Genomic DNA, 19,153 nt, shown 5'->3' with positions numbered 1-19,153 from the left:
CCGCACCGAGTCATTCATCGAAAGCCGGGCCCTCATGCCATCCACGGAATCGCCTGAATCCGCTGAGTCCGCTGAATCAACTGAAGCCGCGAGCCCGGCGGACGCCGGAAAGAGCGGCGGCCCGGACCGGCGCGGAGTGGCCATCGCCGCCGTGGCACTGCTCGCATGCGGCGGGCTCATCGGGTACGGCTTCCTCAACACCGACGAGAAGCCCAAGCCGCGCGCCGTCCCGACCGCGGAGGTGACTTACGAGGTGACCGGACAGGGCACGGCCGAGCTCTCGTACCTCGCGCGCAGCGAGTCGGGCAAGGCGACCGTGGAGAAGCGCGTTGCGCTGCCCTGGAAGAAGACGGTCCAGGTACCGCTGGGCAAGGCGCCGACCATCGGCCTCGTCCTGGACGAGAAGGGCGGCCAGGCCAGCTGCTCGCTCGCCATCCGCGGCAAGCACGTACAACTCGCCACCGCGTCAGGCAGCTACGGACGGGCCACCTGCACCGGTCAACTGCCGACCGACGAAGGCGGGGAATAACTGACGCCCACTAACGTCCGTTCGTTTCAGATCCGGCACCCCGAGGGGGGTGCGCTGGCGGCCCCACGCGTACCAGGCAGGGTCAGTGCCGCAGACATGACCACGACCAGCCGGGTTCCGGCATCGATCATGACCTTGTGATTGTGGAGCAGGAAGTCGCTTTTCGCCTGCTCGGCGATCGGGTGGTCGCCGGTCGGCACCACAATCAGGCGGGCAAGAACTCGTCGACGAAGCGCCGTCCCGTCCGTGACCCTGGCAGTTCAGGCCACGGAGGCGGTCGTCACCCCGCCCGACGCCGCGGTTTCGGGGCTGGTCGGCTCGCCCAGCCGCGAGCGGCTCAGGTCCTCACCTCCCGCACCACCTCCACCAGGTGGGGCGACGAGGCCCTGGGCGCCTCGCCCTGATGTTCCGTTCCTTCGGCCTCCTTGAGGCAGGTGCAGGTTGCGGATCGGGGCGGGCTCCAGCCGCGTGCTTGTGTGCGCGGACGTTGGGCGTGAGCTCTGCGTACTTGCTGAGTTCGATGTTCTTGATCTGACAGGAGGCCCGCCCCGGCCATGGGCTGGGTGGCTAGCGGGCAGGATCGGAGCTACGGCAATTGCTTCAAATCCACTTCTTGCCGGGTGCCAGGTTCACTGGCGAGGACGAGTTGGGTGATTGTGTGGGCGTCCATGGTGCGGACGGTGACTCGGTACAGGCCGGGAGTGCTCACGGTTGTCTCGGCCTTGATGTGGCCGTCGCCCCAGCCCACTTTGGGTGACTGGGAGCTCTGACTCTCGATGTCGGTGATTTCGCAGTGGAGACCGGCCAGGGAGTCGACGCCGCTGAGCGTGATGGTCCATGGGGTGCCGGCTTCGACCAGGTCGGGGATGGCCAGGCCGCAGCCGGGGGCGCCTTGGGGCGGGCCGAGGTGTTCGTCGTCGCGCAGAATTTCTCCCCTGCGGTGGCACGTGCCCTGCTGCGTCATTCCCAGGGGTTCTACCGTGCCGGTGGCCACCGGCACGCGCGGCAGCGCATTCCCTCGCGTCAGAGCCACTTCGGAATCGACCATGTGCCCGCTCTCCTGCCGTACGTGTGGCTCTCCGGTCCCTTCGGCGAACTGTTGTCCCGGTGGGCGCACCACACCGACTGGAAGGTGCGGCACCTGCGGCGCGTTTCGGCGCTCAAGCTCGCGGAAATGAGTGGCGGTGGCACCTGGCCCGATTGCGCAAAGACTCTCCGTATCCCGTGGAACACCGCGCAGCAGTCCCTCAAAGTCATCAGGCAGGAGTTGAATTCACGGGATCTGTGGCCGGACTTTGAGCGGGCCGTCGAAAGTGTAGCCAGCCAATTGGACTGCGGCACGGATCGTGTTCACTACGGGCGAGGCCGGGAGCTTCTTTCGTCCTGGCAGGTCCCGGCTGGCGACTGGGCCGAACTCTGCCGTGATCTCGAGCAGTTCGGCCAGGGTGTCACCTCCCCCACCTGTGACACCGCGACCGTGCTGATCTGGACTCATGTCACCCAGGGCGATCACCTTCACAGCCCCGTGCTTGGCGCCCTGAGGGAATCGGGCTGCAGCACCCAGCGCCTGGTCGCATCCGTCAACCAGCTCCGCACCCCAGCCAACCGCAAGGGCGGCAAACGCGAGCTGCTGCGCCGCCTCGAAACGTACTCCGACGTCCTCGCTACCGCCTGCGACCGGCCCGCCTCGCTACAGACAAGCAGCCTCGAGATCGGGGTACTTGCTGCGCACCTGCGCGGGGCCAAGGCTCCGTAGGAGCGGGGCACACCGAGGTTCGGTGGCAGGTCATCCGCCGACGCCCCGGGGCGAACGGCAAGGGCGCGTACGGGCTGCCGCCGTTCGCGCAGCGCTCGGACGAGGGCGCCGGTGCCGTGCCCGAGGGCACTGCCGACCGTTCCGGGCAGCAGGAGGCCTGGACGACGTCGCTGAGCACGGACTGCATCTGCTGCGGCAGGGCGGCCGCGGCACTGAAGCGGCTGAGCAGGCCGCCTCGGCGCAGGTGATCCTCGATTGACTCACCGGGGTGATTGTGCTCCGAGGTGAGGCCAGCCTCCAGGTCCGCATCGACGAAATCCTGTCCGGGGCTGACCTCAGCGTGAGGATCATAGGCCTCACGCTGGGGGACGAAGCAGCGAGCAGCTCTGCTGACGCGGACGCCTGAGACTCGACACGACTCGGGACTTCCTGCCCCCAGAATCTGCCCCTCCGCGTCTCCGTACGCACGATCATCGAGTAGGAGACACGAAAGCGCAGCACGCCCGAACCTCACCAGCCCTGAGGAAGCAGCAGGTCAGCCGACTCAGACAGTCTGCAAGCCAGGCCCGCTACCCTCCGGTCCGCGCCCTCGGTACGGTGCCAACTATCCCGCTTTTGTGCCAACTAAAAAGCCTCGTCACACAAGGCGCTAACGCCGCACTCGCGGCATGCCGAGCCCGATCCAGGAGATGATCTCCCGCTGGATCTCGTTGTTGCCGCCGCCGAAGGTGAAGATCACGGCGGATCGGTATCCGCGCTCCAGTTCGCCGTGCAGAACGGCGCCGGCGGAGCCCTCCTTGAGGGGGCCCGCCGCTCCGACGACCTCCATCAGCCAGGCGTACGCGTCACGGCGCGCTTCGGAGCCGTGGACCTTGACGGCGGATGCGTCCTGCGGGGTGAGCGTGCCGTCCTGGACGGCGCCGACCATCTGCCAGTTGAGCAGCTTCATCGCATCCAGCTTGGTGTGGGTCTGCGCGAGGCGCCCGCGCACCCAGCCAAGGTCGATGACACGGCGGCCGTCGGCGAGCTTGGTGTCCATGGCCCACCGCTGCACATCGTGCAGTGCCCGGATCGCCATGGTGCCGTGCGCGGCGAGGGTGACGCGCTCGTGGTTGAGCTGGTTGGTGATGAGCCGCCAGCCCTTGTTCTCCTGGCCGACGCGACGCGAGGCGGGCACCTTGATGTTCTCGTAGTAGCTGGCGGTGGTGTCGTGCGAGGCGAGGGTGTTGATGATGGTGCAGGAGTAGCCGGGGTCGGACGTCGGGACGAGCAGCATGGTGATGCCCTTGTGCGGCGGGGCGTCGGGGTCGGTGCGCACGGCGAGCCAGACCCAGTCGGCGGTGTCGCCGTTGGTGGTCCAGATCTTCTGTCCGTCGACGGTGTATGTGCCGGTTTCCGCGTCGCCTTCCCGGACCGCACGGGTCTTGAGGGCGGCGAGGTCGGTGCCCGCGTCGGGCTCGCTGTAGCCGATCGCGAAGTCGATCTCGCCGGAGAGGATCTTCGGCAGGAAGTACGATTTCTGCTCGTCCGTGCCGAACTGCATGATCGTCGGCCCGACGGTGTTGAGTGCCATCAGCGGCAGCGGTACGCCTGCCTGCGCGGCCTCGTCGAAGAAGATGAACTGCTCAATAGGAGTGAGGCCGCGGCCGCCGTACTCCTCGGGCCAGCCCACGCCGAGCCATCCGTCGGTGCCGAGGCGGCGGACTGTCTCGCGGTAGAAGCGCTTCTGCTCGCCCGGGTCGGCGTATCGTGCGTAGACGTTGTCCGGCACGAGCCCGGCGAAGTACGTGCGCAGCTCGGCGCGCAACTGCTGTTGCTCAGGCGTGTATTCGAGGTGCACGGCCCCTCCAGGAGTCTCGCGGTCCGTCAATGCGCGGCGCACACAGTAGAACGTGTTGCAAGAATCTGGAAGGGCCGTCGGCCGGACAGGACCTAGGCAGGCAGCTTGGCCGCCTCGTACAGGGCGTCGACCAGTGCCATCTTGCGTGGATCGTCGGCGATGTTGGGGCCCATGCGGTTCATCACGTAACCGAGACTGAGACCCGCCTCGGGGTCGGCCAGGCCGCAGGAGCCGCCGAAGCCGTCGTGTCCGACGGCGCGGGGGTTGGGTCCGTACGAACCGTTCTCGCCGCTCAGCCAGAGGCCGAGCCCGACCTCCGTCTCGTTCTCGAACCCGGCGCCGAGTACCAGGTCCCGGCAGCTGCCCTGGCCTTCGCGGACGCGTTCGGCGGCCTCGGGGGACAGCAGGCGCCGGCCCGCGAACTCGCCGCGGCCCGCGAAGATCCCGTAGAGCGCGGCGACGGCGCGGGCGGTGCCGTGGCCGTTGGCGGCGGGAATGTGGGCCGCGCGCCAGGCGGGCGTGTTGGCGTCCGCCGCTCCGACGATCGGGTTGACCAGGGCGGCCAGGGCGGCAGGCTGCAACTGGGCGAAGATTGCGGCCTGTTCGCTGCTGGACGCGGCCGGCGGATGCACCAGCTCGGCGGCGCGCCCGGCCTCCTTCTCCGGCAGGCCGATCGTGAAGTCGATGCCCAGCGGCCCGGTGACCTCCTGATGCAGAAACTCTCCAGGGAGCTGCCCGGTGATGCGCCGGATCACTTCGCCGACCAGGAAGCCGTAGGTCATCGCGTGGTACCCGGACCGCGTGCCCGGCTCCCACCAGGGTTCGGTGGCGGCGAGGCGCGCACAGGTCAGCTCCCAGTCGTAGAGCTGCTCGATGGTGTGCGGCTCACGGAGCCCGGACAGGCCCGCGCGGTGCGAGAGCAGATGGCGTACGGGAAGGCCCTCCTTGCCGGCCGCGGCGAACTCCGGCCAGTAGGTGGCGACAGGTGCGTCCAGATCGAGCAGCCCTCGGTCGGCGAGCAGATGCGCGCACAGGGCGGTGGGCCCCTTGGTCGTGGACCAGACGTTCACGAGCGTCTCGCGCTCCCAGGGGCGGGTGCGCGCCTCGTCGGCCCAGCCGCCCCACAGGTCGACGACGGCCTCACCGTCGAGGAACACGCTCACGGCCGCGCCCAGTTCGCCGCGTTCGCGGAAGTTCTCCTCGAAAGCGGCACGCACCGCGAGGAAGCGTTCGTCGCAGTGGCCTTCGATGGTGGGTGTGCTCTCTGACATGGGGCCTCCGTCGCCAGGGACCGGGTGTCCGGCTCCGGAAGAACGTACCGACTGGTCGGACTGCCGGGAAGAGTCCGAACAGAGCGTGCCTGGCGACGTGGCTTGGATCGCCCGTACGGCCCGTTCGACTGGCTGGACGGCGTCCTCGCCCGGTCGCCGTGAGCCACTGCCCTCATGGCACCTGGCGGGAGTGAGCGAGGATGGAGAGAGAAAGATCCACCCCGCGGAAGGAACGCCCCATGGCCCTCGACGAGTCCGAATCCGTGCTGCTGCGCACCGAGGGCCGCGCCGGGTACATCACTCTCAACCGGCCTCGGGCTCTCAATGCCCTGACCCACCCCATGGTCCGCAGCGTCGACGCGGCGCTCGCCGCCTGGGAGCAGGACCCTGCCGTTGAGGCCGTGGTCATCGCGGGGGCCGGTGAGCGTGGACTCTGCGCGGGCGGCGACATCCGCGCCATTCACGCGGACGCGCTTGCGGGCGGCAGCGCCTCGGTGGCCTTCTGGCGGGACGAGTACCGCCTCAACGCCCGTATCGCCCGCTACTCCAAGCCCTATGTCGCAGTGATGGACGGCATCGTCATGGGCGGTGGAGTCGGCGTCTCCGCGCACGGCGACGTGCGCATCGTCACGGAACGTTCCGCGGTCGCCATGCCGGAGACGGGCATAGGCTTCGTACCGGACGTCGGCGGTACGCATCTGCTGGCGCGGGCGCCTGGCGAGCTCGGCACACATCTGGCGCTCACCGGCTCGGCCGTGGGCGCGGCCGACGCGCTGCTGTGCGGGCTCGCCGACCATTTCGTGCCCTCGCAGCGGCTGGCGGAGCTCACCGCTTCGCTGGCCGGTTCCGACGTGTCCGCTGCTGTCCGGCGATACGCGGTTGCCGCGCCCGAGGGCGAACTGGCCCGGCACCGCGACTGGATCGACGAGTCCTACGCGGCCGACACCGTGGAGGAGATCCTCGAGCGGCTGCTCGACTGCGGCGAGCCGGCGGCGAAGGAAGCCGCCCAGACGATCCTCACCCGGTCCCCCACGTCCCTGAAGGTGACCCTCGCCGCGATGCGCAGGGCCCGGGCGCTCGGTGAGTTGGAGCCGGTCCTGGACCAGGAGTACCGCGTCTCGTGCGCCGCCTTCTCTTCGCCCGATCTGATCGAGGGGGTCCGGGCGCAGGTCATCGACAAGGACCGCCGGCCGCGCTGGTCGCCGGCGGAACTTTCGGAGGTGTCGGAGGCGGACGTGGCCCGGTTCTTCGCACCTCGTGGGGAGCGCGAACTGGGGCTCGCCGGCTGAAGTCAGCCGCCGACGAACGCGTGGAGCGAGGCCTTCATCCGGGCGACGAAGGCCTCGCGGACGCTGTCCTCGACAAGGTCCAGCGAGAGATACGGATTGAGGTCCTCCAGCTCGACCAGCAGCAGTTCGCCGTCCGGGGCGCGGCAGGCGTCGACGCGCTGGATCCCGTGGTCAAGGGTGTTCCAGTCGACGAACCGCTGCGCGAACTCCAGGTCGTCCGGGCCCGGTTCGTAGCGCTCCAGCTCCCAGCGGCGCTCCGGGCGCGGGGCGTACAGCGCGTACTGGAAGTCCCGGTCGACGAAGTAGAACGACACCTCGTAACGGAACGGGATCCTCGGCTGCACCAGCACATCGTCGTACGCCAGGTCCCCGAGGGCGTCCCGGTCGAGGAACCGCATGCCGATCGAGTCCGCGCCGAGCTTGGGTTTGACGACGTAGCTCCCGGCCCCCGGCAGCCTGCTGAGGTCCGCGGCGCGGTCGACGGTCGGTATCACCGGAAAGCCGGCCGCGCTGAGCTCGACCAGATACTGCTTGCCCGCCATGTCGGCGCGGCCCGTCAGCGGGTTGTACAGGCGGGTGCCCCGCTGCCGAGCCAGGGCGCGGAACTCGTCGAACTCCCGCTGGTAGTGGAGCACCGGGCCACTGTTGCGTACGACGACGGCGTCGAAGGTCCCCATCAGACGCGCCGCGTCCAGCGGATGGCACAGGGCGATGTCGAAGTCCTCGCGCAGGCGCCCGGAGAGCCGGATGTCCTCGTCGCAGTAGCGGCGGCCCTTCGCCTCGTAGCCGAGATCGGTGACATAGAGGATGCTCGGGCGTGCGGCGGACACTGGTGCTCCCGGTACTCGGACTGCGTGATCGTGTCTGGTCGTCCGGCCTTCCTATCAGACCAGTCGTGTACGCATGGCGGCGGAGGTGGTACTGGTCAGCGCTGCGGGCGGAGCAGCAGCAGCGCCGTGTCGTCGCCGCCCTGAATACCGCCGGTCGCACGGCCCACAAGATGTTCCGCCAGGGCATCGAGAGGCTGGTCCGCAGCATGCTCCAGCTCTGCGGCCAGCGCCGCCAGGGCGTCGTCCATGTCGGTGTCAGGCGTCTCGATCAGCCCGTCCGTGTACAGGACCAGCAGCGATCCGGGGTGCAACGGCACCACCGTGGTGGGATAGGCGGCCCTGCGGTCGACGCCGAGCAGGGGGCCGCCGTCCAGGTCCAGGATGTGGACCCGGCCGTCCGGATCCAGCAGCAGCGGCTGGGGGTGTCCGGCACGGGCCAGCCGGGCGCGGTGGCGCTCCAGGTCCAGATGGAGATAGACGCAGCTGACGAGGAGTTCGGCGTCGAGGTCGATCAGGAGTCGGTTGGTGCTCACCACGACCTTGCCGGGCGACTGGCCGACCGCCGTGTACGCGCGTACGGCGGTGCGGACCTGGCCCATCAGCCCGGCGGCCGTCACGTTGTGTCCCTGCACATCGCCGATGACGGCGGCGGCGGTCGCATCGCCGGTGCGGATGAGGTCGTAGAAGTCGCCGCCGATGTCCATGCCCTGGGTGCCGGGCAGATAACGTGCCGCGACCTCCAGCCCTGGCAGGCTGGGCAGGGAGTGCGGCAGCAGGGCGGACTGGAGCCCGTGGGCGAGACGGTGCTTGGTGTCGTAGAGCCTGGCCCGCTCCAGCGCCTGGGCGATCAGGCCGCCGAGGCTGGTGAGCACGGCGCGCTCGTCGGTGGAGAAGCTGTGTGGCTGTGAGTAGCCGAGGACGCAGGTGCCGACGGGGCGTCCGGAGGCGATCAGTGGCAGATAGGCCCAGGAGGACATGCCGTCGCGTGTCACGGAGGGGGCGGGGTAGATGTGCTCGAGTTCTGCGCGGGACTCGAAGAAGGACGGCACTCCGGTCGCGAGGGCATGGGCACCTGGCGTATGGGCGGTCAGGGGCTTGCCGTCGAACCGGTCCGCGATCGTGGAGTCCTCGTAACCGCGCTGTCCGAGAACGCGCAGGCGGCCCGCCTCGGACGCGAGCATGACCAGCGACCGGCTGCCGACGGCCGGCATGATCTCGTCCGCGACCAGTTCGATCACGTCGGACACGCCCACGGCCTCGGTGAGGGCGCTGGCCAGGGTGAGGATGTGGGAGATCGCCACCAGGCCCGCGGTGTGCTGCGGCGGCTTGTCGTGCGGCATTTCCTGGACCGTGCCGCGGGCGGGGGTGATGTGCACACTGATGCCGTTGCGGCTGGGGTGGAGCTGGAACATCAGCCAGTCCTGCGGCGGGCGCAGTGCTACGAACGAGGTGGTGTGCTGGCTGATCATCGCCGCGCGGTAGCGGTCTTCGTACACCGGGTCGTTCAGCCACGGCACAGAGCTCCACAGCTGCTTGCCGAGCAGCGTGGACGCATTCGCACCGAGCAGCTCGCGGGCCGCGGGGTTGGCGTAGGTGAGGTGCCCGTTCACATCGAGGGAGCACAGCCCGTCCGGCACGCGCGCCACCATGCGTACGGCCTCGATCGCGCCGGTCGTTCCCGCCATGGCGGCGGGTCCGAGGAAGTCCGCCTCCGGGACGAGGGGGCTGCCCGACTCGGCGGCGCGCCGCAGCCGCAGGGCGAGGCGGTCGCAGGCCGCGATGAGGCGGTCGCGTTCGGAGTCGGAGATCTGGGGCGGATGGGAGCCGGGCCAGGTGACGAACACGGCTCCGTACACGGTGCCGTGTGTGGCGATGGGCAGGGCGGCGACAGAGAACGGATAGGGCAGGACGACGGCGATACGGGGGTAGCGGCGCGCCATGTCCTCCTCGCCGGCGACCCAGATGAGCCCGCGTTCGCGGACGGCGTCGGCGACGGGGATCGGCGAGGTGATCGCCACGCGCTCCCAGGGCGCGGCGAAGGCGCGGGGCAGCCCGGCCATGACGGCCATCTCGAGGACCTGCTCATCGGGAGAGAGCAGATACACGGCTCCGGAGTGGGCCTGGACGTCGTCCATCATTCCGGCCAGCGCGAGCGACAGGAGGGGGTGGGAGCCCTCGCCCCCGTCGTCCGACGTGCTGGGCCCGGAGGCGAGCAGATCAGACAACGGAATCACCTCCTCCGCAATGCTCCCCACCAAGGCTGCCGCTTACGGGGCGGTATCGCACGGCGAACGTGGTGCGGGTCGGCGGACACGGCCGGACACGCCTGCGGCGGGCTTGCCCCCGGACCCGCCCCCTACGCCCTGCGGGCGTGGGGGGACCCCCAGTACTCCCGGCGGGCGTGTCCTCAATCCCGCCCGGACTTCGTCCGGCAGGACCCCCGGGCGGGCTGAAATTCAGCCCCTCCGGCGATTGAGGAGCGGCGGTCCGGGGGCGGAGCCCCGGGCGCCGACTACGCCGCGCGGCCCCAGCCCACCCCCTCCCCCGCAACGCGGATCTCCGCACGCTGCGTGACCCCCGCCACCGTCACCGCCAGCGTGACCGTCCCCGGGCGCAGCGCCGTCAGGCGGCCCGTCGAAGGGTCGAAGGCCGCCGCGTGGCGGGGGCGGGCGTCCTCGGGGGCGCCGATGTACAGATTGGGTGAGCCTGTCCAGTCCGCGCTCAGAGGGAAGGCGACCGGGATCCGCCGTGCACCCTGGGTCACCGTCGCCCGCGCGTCCCGGCTCTGGCCCGGCGGCAGTGTTGCCGGCGCCTCCAGTGTCAGGCCGTCGACATGGGCGCGGGTCTGGACGGAGACCCAGTCCGGGCCGCCCTCCCACGGCCTGAGCCGGCCTGCCAGCTGCTCGCCGCGCGTCACCTTGTCGACGCCCACCAGCGACCAGCCGGTGAAGCCGCCCTCGTTCGCCGGGGCCGCCGGCGCTTTGCCCGAGTTGCCGTTAATCAGATACGGCACGCCGTCCACGTGCTCGGCGTGGAAGACCCCGACATGGCTGCCGATGAGCCCCGCACCCTTCCCGGTCGCACGGCGGAACTCCGCGAGCCACTGCTCGATCAGCGCCGCCTCCTTGCGGTCACCCAGCTGGCTGCCCTTCTGCACGGTCGGGTCGCGCGGCGGCACATGCTCGACGAGCATCACCGAGCTGACGTCCGCGTCCCTCGCCGCCGCGTCGAGCTGCGCCCGCGCCTCCTTGATCTGGTCGAAGCCGCCGCCCCGCAGGCTCAGACTCGACGTGTCCAGCGTGACGAAGCGCGTACCGTGATGGTCGAACGTCCGGTGCGCGGGCCCGAATTCGGCGATGAAGTTGTCGATCTTTCCGCCCATCACCTCATGGTTGCCGGGCACGTAGTACCAGGGCAGTTCGTCCCCCAGTTCCTCCGTCAGCACCCGCCTGGCGAAGGCGAGGTCCGCGGGCGAGCCTTCGTCGACCAGGTCACCGTTGACGATGAGGAAGTCGGGCCGTGCGGCCTTGATCTCGCGCAGCGTCCGCCGTGCCTGCGCCACGATCGCACTGCCAGGGTCTCGCGCGACGAACTGCGCGTCGGACATGACCGCGAACTGCCAGTCCCTGTCCTCGGTTTCGGCCGCGGGATCGATCAGCGGATCGGCTGTCCGCGGCTGCGCCGGCAGCTCGACGGTCGGCGGCACCTGCGCGCTCAGCCCGTCGATGACGATCTTCCCTGTGTACTGCTTCGCGGCTGCGGTCTCGGCCAGATAGAAGCGGTACACCGACAGCGGCATCGCGGCCCCCGCCGGCACGGCGAAGGTCACCTGCCGCCACCCGGTCCAGGTGACGAACGGGCCACGCAGCAGCTGGTCGGAACCGGCCGCGTCCTTCAGATGCAGCGTCGGCCACGCGCCCTTCCCGTCACCCTTGATCCAGAGCGTGAAGGACTGCGGCTGCCCCGCGACGGCAATCGGCCGCGGCGGATTGGCGTACGCCGCGCGGGTCGCGGTCGACTGCGTGAAGTCGTAGGTGAGCTCAAGACCGGCGCCGGTCTGGCCCTCGGGCGTCGCCGCGACCGACCCGCTCGCGCGCGCCTGGCTGAAGGTCCACGACGCCGCGTCGTCGAAGCCGGACACGGGCTGCTCGGCGAGGCCGACGCTGACGGCGAGGACCGTGGTGACGCCCGCGACGCTCGCGGTGATCCGCCCGGCGCCGCTGCCCGTGAGGGAATTGACGGTGAAGGAGCCCCGGCCGTCGTCGCGTATCCCGAACAGCGAGTGGTCGTAGGTGAGATGGACGTCGGCCGGTTCGACGGGTGCGCTGTTGCCCTGGGCGTCCAGGCCGAGAATCCCGAAGGTGCCGGTTCCGCTGCCGTCCGTGAGCCCGACGCGCCGGGTCGTCGGCTCGATGCGGGCCAGGTGGTCCAGGACGGTCAGCTCGGTGCTGCCGTGTGCGCCCGCCCGCTCCGCGCGAATCGCGGTGGTGCCGCTGTGCCGCGCCCGGAACACGCCGTGGTCGTCGATCCGGCCCACCGACGGGCGCCCGACCCGCCAGTGCGGGCTCCCTTCAGCCGGTCCGTACGTCTCGTCGTACCCGGCGGCGGTGAGAGTGCGGGTCAGTCCGGGGAACACCCGCTCGGGGTGGCCGCCCTTGACCGGGTCGGCGGTGGGGGCGCTCCCCGCGGGCGTGCGGGTCTCGACCCAGAAGCCGCGCAGCCGTCCGCTGCCGTCGGGCGCGGTGAGCGCAAGGCCGTTGGGGACGGTGCGCTCGCTGCCGTCGGAGGGGCTGTTCTCGACCTGGAGCGCGTCACTGCCGGGTTCGCGGGCGACGAGCGTGGACGAGCCGCCCCCGTCCAGGTTGAGCGCGCTGAAGGCACCGGCCTTCTTCATCATCAGGCCGAGCTCGGTGAGGGTGACGCCGCCGCTGTCGGCCTGCCGGCCGTCGACGGTGATGACCTGCATCGTGCGGCCGTCCTTGGAGAAGCCGACGGCGGTGCGGGGGGCCGCGGTGTTGTTGCCCTCGCCCTCGTGGTTCTGGGGCACGCCGTCGACGACGAGGAGTTCACGGCCGCCGACCGCGGTGCGCGGGACGGGGCCGCTGTCGGTACGCGGCCGGTACTCCAGGGCCACCGGGTCGCCCGGCCGTAACGCGGCGAGAAGACCGGCTCCGGCCTCCCGGCCGACCAGGACGGTGGTGTCCGGGGCGATCGGTCCGGTGCCGGGCCGGCCGGTGACCTCGACGACCTTGCCGTCCCGTACGAGTGCCTCGGCGACGGGAGTTGCGGCATCGACGGTCAGGGCGCGGTCGGCCGTTCCCCACGCCGCGGTGTATGCGCCGATGCCGCCGGACGGGACGTTCGCGGCGTTGTACGCGGCCAGCGGGTGCGGCCCGGAAGGCAGCGTTAGGGTTCCGTCGAAGTACAGCTGCAGGACGCGTCCCGCGCTCCCGGGACCTATGCCGACGGCCCGGTTGACGCCGCTGGCCGGCGAGTGGGTGACCTGGCCGTCCTTGATGCCCGGGCCCTGCGGCGCGCCGGTCTGGTTGATGTCGAAGAAGTCGGCGTTGATCGCGGCAACCGTGCGCCGGCCGGGCCCGGGATCGTGGTCGGCGGCGAGTGCGGAGACGGTGTGGCGGTCGGCCACCTTGCCCGACGAGAGGTAGTCGGCCTGGACGCCACTGCCGTCAAGGTCGACGGAGAGCGCGTCGACACGCAGCCACTTGTTGGATTCGAGCCGGTCGTACGAGGTGAGGCCGATGCCCTCAGCGATGGGCCGGGAGCTGCGCGCGGTCTCGATCCCGTCGCCGTCGGCGATGGCTCGGGGGCGTCCGGCCGGACCGCTCGCGGGCGGCGGCGCAATCGGGCGCAGCACTTCGGCGGAGTCTCGGGGACGGGGGTCGGGGGTGGAATCGGCGACGGCGGGGGACATCGCTCCCACCGCCACTGCGGACACCGTCGCGACCAGCACGACGGAGCATCTTGCTCTGCCAAGGCCCACAACTACTCCTGGAAAACGGCGTGTTGAGCGCGCAGTAAGCGCTGTCGGCGCTCAGCATCGCGGCGCTCGCACGAACACACCAGGGGGCAACGGGAACACCAGGAAGAACAGCGGCTGTCAGGGCCGTGGACACTCCGAGGCCATGACGCTGCCCGGCGGGCCACATTCGTGAAAGAAATCCGTAACAATTCACCATGCGAGACGATTTCCGATACTCATTGACGTGACTGGAAATCGCTGCCACTCTCACCGTTGTGAGTCAAGCTGACATTCTCGTATCACGCCTGCACGTCGATCTTCGACGGCACGCCAGCGCACTCTGTGCCGCCGGCCGCTGAAACACGCACAGCTGACTTCTTCACCCGCGTCCAGCCCCTGTTCCGGGGGCTTCTGACGGGCTGAGCACCCTCTGGCCCCGGCACGCGGCAATTCCTTCGGCATGACTTCCCCAGTACTCATCTGCCGATGTATGACCACCCTTTCCTGAATTCACCGCACCCTTTTTGCGCTGAATTTTTTCAGGCATCTTCGCGTACCCCGAAACGGAATGACTGATGACCTCCTCCAGACGCACCTTTCTTGCGCTCTCCGGTCTCTCCATGCTGGCGGCCGCGGGCTGCGGCACAGCGAGCGGCAGCGGCGTCCGTAACACCAGGACGCTCCGCTACCAGGGTTCGGCCGGCGCGGTCACCCCGCCCGAACTCGCTGAAGCCCTGGGCTACTTGGGCGATCTGAAGCTGGACTGGGTGGGCAACACCATCAGCGGCCCGCAGGACATCCAGTCCGCCGCTTCCGGCCAGATCGATTTCGGCGGCGCGTTCAACGGCGCGGTGGTCAAACTTGCCTCCCGCAAGGCCCCCATCAAGGCCGTCGTCAGCTACTACGGCTCCGACAAGTACGCCTACAGCGGCTACTACGTCGCCGAGAAGAGCGCCATCCGCCGGCCCCGCGACCTCATCGGCAAGAAGGTCGGGATGAACACCCTCGGCGCCCACGCCGAGGCGATGCTCGACATCTACCTCAAGAAGAACGGCCTGAGCAGGGCGGAGGCCGAGCAGGTCGAACGGATCGTGATACCCCCCGTCAACACCGAACAGTCGCTGCGTCAGCGGCAGATCGATGTGGCGGTCCTCGGCGGCATCCTGCGCGACAAGGCACTGCAGACGGGCGGCATACGCAAGCTCTTCAGCGACTTCGAGCTGCGCGGCGCCTTCAGCGCAGGCACCTATGTGCTGACCGACCGCTTCATCAAACAGAACCCGGAGACGGTACGGACCTTCGTCACCGGCGTGGGCAAGGCCCTGGACTGGTCCCGTACGACGCCACAGGACGAGGTCATCGCCAAGATGACCGAGATCGTCGCCAAGCGGAAGCGCAACGAGACCGCCGACGCGCTCAAGTTCTGGCACTCCTACGGTGTCTCCGCCCCCGGCGGCCGGATCGAGGAGCAGGAGCTGTCGGTCTGGTCCGACTGGCTCACCGATCGCGGAGACATCAAGTCCGGCCAGGTGAACGTCCCCGACCTCTACACCAACGAGTTCAACAAGAGCCGTACCAAGGCAGGGAGTTGATCCATGTCGACAGCGAAGATCAGCTTCCAGGGCATCGGCAAGACCTTCCCGGTACGCGGCAAGCAGCACCACGTAACCGCGCTGGAAGGCATCGACCTCGACATCGCCGCCGGGGAGTTCGTGGTCCTTGTCGGCCCCAGCGGCTGCGGGAAGTCCACCCTGCTCGACCTGCTCGGCGGGCTTTCCGAGCCGTCCTCGGGCCGGATCCTGCTGGACGGCAAGCCCGTCTCGGGGCCGGGTCTGGACCGCGGCATCGTCTTCCAGCAGTACGCCCTGCTGCCCTGGCGCACCGCCCTGGGAAATGTTCAGTTCGGCCTCGAAGCCACCCGGGTGCCGCGCCGTGAACGCGCCGAACGGGCCCGGGAGTATCTGGCGCTCGTCGGGCTCACCGGCTTCGAGGACCGCCATCCGCACGAGCTCTCCGGCGGTATGCGCCAGCGCGTGGCCATCGCCCGCAGCCTCGCCTACGACCCCGATGTGCTGCTGATGGACGAGCCGTTCGCCGCGCTCGACGCACAGACCCGGGAGTCGCTCCAGGACGAACTGCTGCGGATCTGGCAGCGCACCGGCAAGACGATCGTGTTCATCACGCACGGCATCGACGAGGCGGTCCATCTGGGGCAGCGGGTCGCCGTGCTCACCTCACGGCCCGGCCGGATCAAGGAGGTCGTCCCGATCGACCTGGGCGACCGCAGCGCCGACGCAGATCCGCGGTCCAGCCCCGAGTTTGCGCACCACCGACATCAGATCTGGAGCCTGCTGCGCGACGAGGTCAGCCGGGCTCAGCGCGAGGAACGGGAGGCGGCAACGCTATGAGCATCACCACCGAGAAGGCGCTTGCGACCGTCGATGTGGGCGGCGCGGCACTGCACACCGATCCGGTGCCCGCGGCCGGGCGCCGGGCACTGCCGGCCCCGCTGCAGCGCACCGGCCGGATCCTGCTGGCCGTGTTCACCCGCACCGTCGCGATCGTGGCACTGCTGGCGGTGTGGGAGACCGCGCCCCGCCTGGGGCTGGTCGACCGGACCTTTCTGCCGCCGTTCTCCGAGGTCGCCGTTGCCTGGTGGCAGCTGCTGCTCGACGGGCAGCTCGCCGAGCATGCACAGGCCAGCCTGGGGCGATCGTTCACCGGCTTCGGGCTCGCGGTCGTCGTCGCCGTACCGCTCGGCCTGCTGATCGGCTGGTACCAGCCGCTCGCGAGTCTCCTCGGGCCACTCCTCGAGGTCTTCCGCAACACCGCCGCACTGGCGCTGCTGCCGGTCTTCGTGCTGCTGCTCGGCATCGGCGAGACCTCGAAGATCTCCATCGTCCTCTATGCCTGCACCTGGCCAATCCTGTTGAACACCATCAGCGCCGTACGCAGCGTCGATCCGACGCTGCTGAGGCTCGCCAGGTCGATGGATCTGCCCGCGCCGCGGATCTTCCAGAAAGTGATCCTGCCCGCTTCGGTCCCGACGGTCTTCACCGGCATCCGGCTGGCCGGCGGGTTCGCGATCCTCGTCCTGGTCGCCGCCGAGATGGTGGGCGCCAAGGCCGGGCTCGGCTATCTCGTCAACTCCTCGCAGTTCAACTTCGCGATCCCCGAGATGTACGCAGGGATCATCACCATCTCCGCCATCGGCGTGGCCTTCAACCAGCTGCTCGTAGCAGTGGAGCGCCGCTTCACGTCCTGGCGCACCCCGACCGGAAACTGAGGTTCCGCCCATGCCCGCCGACACCCCACGCCAGTTCCATCTCAACGCGTTCCTGATGAACGCCGGCCATCACGACGCGGCCTGGCGCCATCCAGGCACCCGGCCCGACCGGATCACCGATCTCTCGTACTTCCAGGAGCTGGCCCGTACCGCCGAACGTGGCAGGCTCGACTCGCTGTTCCTCGCGGACGGCGTCGCCCTGTGGGGCGATGCCCGCTACAACGCGGCCGGCGGTTTCGAGCCGCTCACGCTACTGTCCGCGCTGGCCGTCGCCACCGAGCACATCGGGCTGATCGCCACCGTCTCTACCACCTTCAACGAGCCCTTCCATGTGGCGCGCAAATTCGCCTCGCTGGACCACATCAGCGGCGGCCGCGCCGGCTGGAACATCGTCACCTCCGGGAATGTCGCCGAAGCCAGGAACTTCGGTCTCGAAGAGCATCTGGAGCACTCGCTGCGCTACGAGCGCGCCGCCGAGTTCGTCGATGTGACCAAGGAGCTGTGGGACAGCTGGCGCGACGATGCGCCGGTGATCGACCGCGAGCGCGGTGTCTACGCCGAGGAGGGCGCGATCCGGCCTATCGGACACCGCGGCACCCACTTCCGGGTCGACGGGCCGCTCAACGTACAGCGCTCGCCCCAGGGTCATCCGCTGCTGGTGCAGGCCGGGTCGTCCGAGGACGGCAAGGAGTTCGCGGCACGGTACGCGGAGGCCGTGTTCACCGCGCAGCAGACCCTCGCCGACGGCCAGACCTTCTACAAGGACCTCAAGTCGCGGCTCGCGAAGTACGGCCGCACGCCCGACCAGCTGAAGATCCTGCCCGGTATCTGCCCGATCATCGGCGCGACCGAGGCCGAGGCGCTGGCGCTCGAGGACGAGCTCACACGGCTGCAGGTCCCCGAGTACGGGCTGCAGCAGCTGTCCGGGATGCTCGGTACGGATCTGAGCGGTCTGCCGCTGGACGGACCGCTGCCCGACCTCCCCGAGGAACGGGACATCAACGGCAACAAGTCCCGTTTCACGCTGGTCGCCGAGCTCGCCGGGCGCGAGCAGCTCACCATCCGCCAGCTGATAGCCCGCCTGGGCGGCGGGCGCGGCCACCGCGTCTTCGCCGGCACGCCCGAGCAGATCGCGGACCAACTGGAGGAGTGGTTCACCGAGGGCGCCGCGGACGGCTTCAACATCATGCCGCCGTATCTGCCGGGCGGCCTCGACCACTTCGTCGACCAGGTGGTGCCCCTGCTGCAGGCCCGGGGGCTGTTCCGCACCGAGTACAGCGGGCGGACCCTGCGCGACCACTACGGCCTGCAGCGCCCGCCCGGCCGGACCCACTGACCTGCATCCACCCGGGCACGGACCGGCACCTTCCGGTACAGCACGTACACCCGTACAGCCCGTACACCCGTACAGAGAGAGGAAGTTCCCCCATGACCAGCACCGGTTTCGACATCCGTCGGGTCGGCGGCCGCATCGGCGCCGAGATCCTCGGCGTCGACATTTCGGCCGACCTCGACCCCTCCATCGTCACCGAGATCAACGCGGCGCTCGTGGAGCACAAGGCGCTCTTCTTCCGCGGCCAGCAGCTCGACGACGCGGCTCAGATCCGCTTCGCCGCGCTCTTCGGCGAACTCACCACCGCGCACCCCACCGTGCCGTCGGTCGAGGGACAGCCGAACATCCTGCCGGTCGACGGCGACGAGGGCATCCGCGCCAACCAGTGGCACACCGATGTCACGTTCCTGCGCACCCCGCCCAAGGCGTCCACGCTGCGCAGCCTCGTCGTCCCGCCCTACGGCGGCAACACTCTGATCGCCAACTCGGCCGCCGCCTACCGGGATCTGCCCGACGCGCTGCGCGAGCTGGCCGATCGGCTGTGGGCCGTACACACCAATGCGTACGACTATGCCGAGCCGAAGAGCGAGAAGGCGGCCGAGCACCGCAGGCAGTTCGTCTCCAGGAAGTACCGCACCGAGCACCCGGTGGTGCGCGTGCACCCGGAGTCGGGTGAGCGCGGCCTGTTCATCGGCGGATTCGCGCAGTCTCTCGTGGGCCTCTCCCCGTCCGAGTCGCGCGACATCCTGCGAATCCTGCAGTCGTATGTGACCCGCCCTGAGAACGTCGTCCGCTGGACCTGGGCACCGGGCGACCTGGTCCTCTTCGACAACCGCAGCACCCAGCACTACGCGCCCGACGACTACGGCGACCTGCCGCGCCTGCTGCACCGTGTGACGGTCGCGGGCGACGTCCCGGTGGGCGTCGACGGCGAGCGCAGCCGGGTGGTCGAGGGCGACGAGGCCGCGCACTACACCCCGGCCGCGGCCTGACAACGGCGCGGGGAGGGCGGGCCGTCCCCCGACGACCCGCCCTCCCC

Annotated in this window: 15 protein-coding genes; 9 read left to right on the top strand and 6 right to left on the bottom strand. The window is 69.7% G+C overall.

Going from position 1 to position 19,153, the window contains the following annotated elements; all coding sequences use genetic code 11:
- The first annotated feature begins 136 nt into the window (after positions 1-136).
- Positions 137-529: a hypothetical protein gene (locus tag OG729_RS36150; protein WP_405810214.1), complete on the top strand. Its 393-nt coding sequence runs from the start codon at positions 137-139 to the stop codon at positions 527-529.
- 586 nt (positions 530-1,115) lie between these two features.
- On the opposite strand, the gene OG729_RS36145 is transcribed toward OG729_RS36150, so the two are convergent.
- Positions 1,116-1,577 carry a hypothetical protein gene (locus OG729_RS36145; protein WP_405810212.1) on the bottom strand — a complete coding sequence of 154 codons (462 nt, stop codon included), beginning with the start codon at positions 1,575-1,577 and terminating at the stop codon, positions 1,116-1,118.
- Here OG729_RS36145 and OG729_RS36140 point away from each other — a divergent pair, their 5' ends adjacent.
- Positions 1,578-2,285 carry a hypothetical protein gene (locus tag OG729_RS36140; RefSeq protein WP_405810210.1) on the top strand — a complete coding sequence of 236 codons (708 nt, stop codon included), beginning with the start codon at positions 1,578-1,580 and terminating at the stop codon, positions 2,283-2,285.
- A gap of 649 nt (positions 2,286-2,934) precedes the next feature.
- Here the strand turns inward: OG729_RS36140 and OG729_RS36135 are convergent.
- Complete coding sequence (locus OG729_RS36135; RefSeq protein WP_405810208.1) at positions 2,935-4,125, bottom strand: acyl-CoA dehydrogenase family protein; 1,191 nt, start codon at positions 4,123-4,125, stop codon at positions 2,935-2,937.
- A gap of 92 nt (positions 4,126-4,217) precedes the next feature.
- Positions 4,218-5,396: a serine hydrolase domain-containing protein gene (locus OG729_RS36130; RefSeq protein WP_405810207.1), complete on the bottom strand. Its 1,179-nt coding sequence runs from the start codon at positions 5,394-5,396 to the stop codon at positions 4,218-4,220.
- A gap of 239 nt (positions 5,397-5,635) precedes the next feature.
- Between OG729_RS36130 and OG729_RS36125 the strand changes: the two genes are divergently transcribed.
- Positions 5,636-6,685: an enoyl-CoA hydratase/isomerase family protein gene (locus OG729_RS36125; protein ID WP_405810206.1), complete on the top strand. Its 1,050-nt coding sequence runs from the start codon at positions 5,636-5,638 to the stop codon at positions 6,683-6,685.
- A gap of 2 nt (positions 6,686-6,687) precedes the next feature.
- Here OG729_RS36125 and OG729_RS36120 read toward each other — a convergent pair whose 3' ends face one another.
- The 3 genes from OG729_RS36120 to OG729_RS36110 form a co-directional block, all read right to left on the bottom strand.
- Positions 6,688-7,515: a hypothetical protein gene (locus OG729_RS36120; protein ID WP_360868384.1), complete on the bottom strand. Its 828-nt coding sequence runs from the start codon at positions 7,513-7,515 to the stop codon at positions 6,688-6,690.
- A gap of 95 nt (positions 7,516-7,610) precedes the next feature.
- On the bottom strand, positions 7,611-9,749 hold the full coding sequence (locus tag OG729_RS36115) for a SpoIIE family protein phosphatase (RefSeq protein ID WP_405810205.1): 2,139 nt from the start codon (positions 9,747-9,749) through the stop codon (positions 7,611-7,613).
- Positions 9,750-10,027: 278 nt separating this feature from the next.
- Positions 10,028-13,447: a phosphodiester glycosidase family protein gene (locus OG729_RS36110; protein WP_405811400.1), complete on the bottom strand. Its 3,420-nt coding sequence runs from the start codon at positions 13,445-13,447 to the stop codon at positions 10,028-10,030.
- 323 nt (positions 13,448-13,770) lie between these two features.
- Here OG729_RS36110 and OG729_RS36105 point away from each other — a divergent pair, with 323 nt between their 5' ends.
- From OG729_RS36105 to OG729_RS36080, 6 genes are all read left to right on the top strand, one after another.
- Positions 13,771-13,854, top strand: a complete 84-nt coding sequence (locus OG729_RS36105) for a putative leader peptide (RefSeq protein WP_351446407.1) — start codon at positions 13,771-13,773, stop codon at positions 13,852-13,854.
- A gap of 216 nt (positions 13,855-14,070) precedes the next feature.
- Positions 14,071-15,087: an ABC transporter substrate-binding protein gene (locus OG729_RS36100; RefSeq protein WP_405810203.1), complete on the top strand. Its 1,017-nt coding sequence runs from the start codon at positions 14,071-14,073 to the stop codon at positions 15,085-15,087.
- Between the two features lie 3 nt (positions 15,088-15,090).
- Positions 15,091-15,903 carry an ABC transporter ATP-binding protein gene (locus tag OG729_RS36095; protein ID WP_360868379.1) on the top strand — a complete coding sequence of 271 codons (813 nt, stop codon included), beginning with the start codon at positions 15,091-15,093 and terminating at the stop codon, positions 15,901-15,903.
- Complete coding sequence (locus tag OG729_RS36090) at positions 15,900-16,781, top strand: ABC transporter permease (RefSeq protein ID WP_405810201.1); 882 nt, start codon at positions 15,900-15,902, stop codon at positions 16,779-16,781. Before OG729_RS36095 ends, OG729_RS36090 begins: the two co-directional genes overlap by 4 nt.
- A gap of 10 nt (positions 16,782-16,791) precedes the next feature.
- On the top strand, positions 16,792-18,117 hold the full coding sequence (locus OG729_RS36085; RefSeq protein ID WP_405810199.1) for an LLM class flavin-dependent oxidoreductase: 1,326 nt from the start codon (positions 16,792-16,794) through the stop codon (positions 18,115-18,117).
- Positions 18,118-18,209: 92 nt separating this feature from the next.
- Entirely contained in the window at positions 18,210-19,106 is an 897-nt protein-coding gene (locus OG729_RS36080) for a TauD/TfdA dioxygenase family protein (RefSeq protein ID WP_405810197.1), read from the top strand.
- The last annotated feature ends 47 nt before the right edge of the window (positions 19,107-19,153 follow it).

The organism is Streptomyces sp. NBC_00210 (assembly GCF_045160975.1).
GTDB lineage: Bacteria > Actinomycetota > Actinomycetes > Streptomycetales > Streptomycetaceae > Streptomyces.
This window is presented reverse-complemented; position numbering and strand designations above follow the sequence as displayed.

Bases quoted from the DNA above. Each gene is read 5' to 3' on its own strand.
- OG729_RS36130 (WP_405810207.1), bottom strand. From the start codon at position 5,396: ATGTCAGAGAGCACACCCACCATCGAAGGCCACTGCGACGAACGCTTC.
- OG729_RS36125 (WP_405810206.1), top strand. From the start codon at position 5,636: ATGGCCCTCGACGAGTCCGAATCCGTGCTGCTGCGCACCGAGGGCCGC.
- OG729_RS36085 (WP_405810199.1), top strand. From the start codon at position 16,792: ATGCCCGCCGACACCCCACGCCAGTTCCATCTCAACGCGTTCCTGATG.
- OG729_RS36090 (WP_405810201.1), top strand. From the start codon at position 15,900: ATGAGCATCACCACCGAGAAGGCGCTTGCGACCGTCGATGTGGGCGGC.
- OG729_RS36095 (WP_360868379.1), top strand. From the start codon at position 15,091: ATGTCGACAGCGAAGATCAGCTTCCAGGGCATCGGCAAGACCTTCCCG.
- OG729_RS36145 (WP_405810212.1), bottom strand. From the start codon at position 1,577: ATGGTCGATTCCGAAGTGGCTCTGACGCGAGGGAATGCGCTGCCGCGC.
- OG729_RS36100 (WP_405810203.1), top strand. From the start codon at position 14,071: ATGACCTCCTCCAGACGCACCTTTCTTGCGCTCTCCGGTCTCTCCATG.
- OG729_RS36110 (WP_405811400.1), bottom strand. From the start codon at position 13,447: ATGTCCCCCGCCGTCGCCGATTCCACCCCCGACCCCCGTCCCCGAGAC.
- OG729_RS36080 (WP_405810197.1), top strand. From the start codon at position 18,210: ATGACCAGCACCGGTTTCGACATCCGTCGGGTCGGCGGCCGCATCGGC.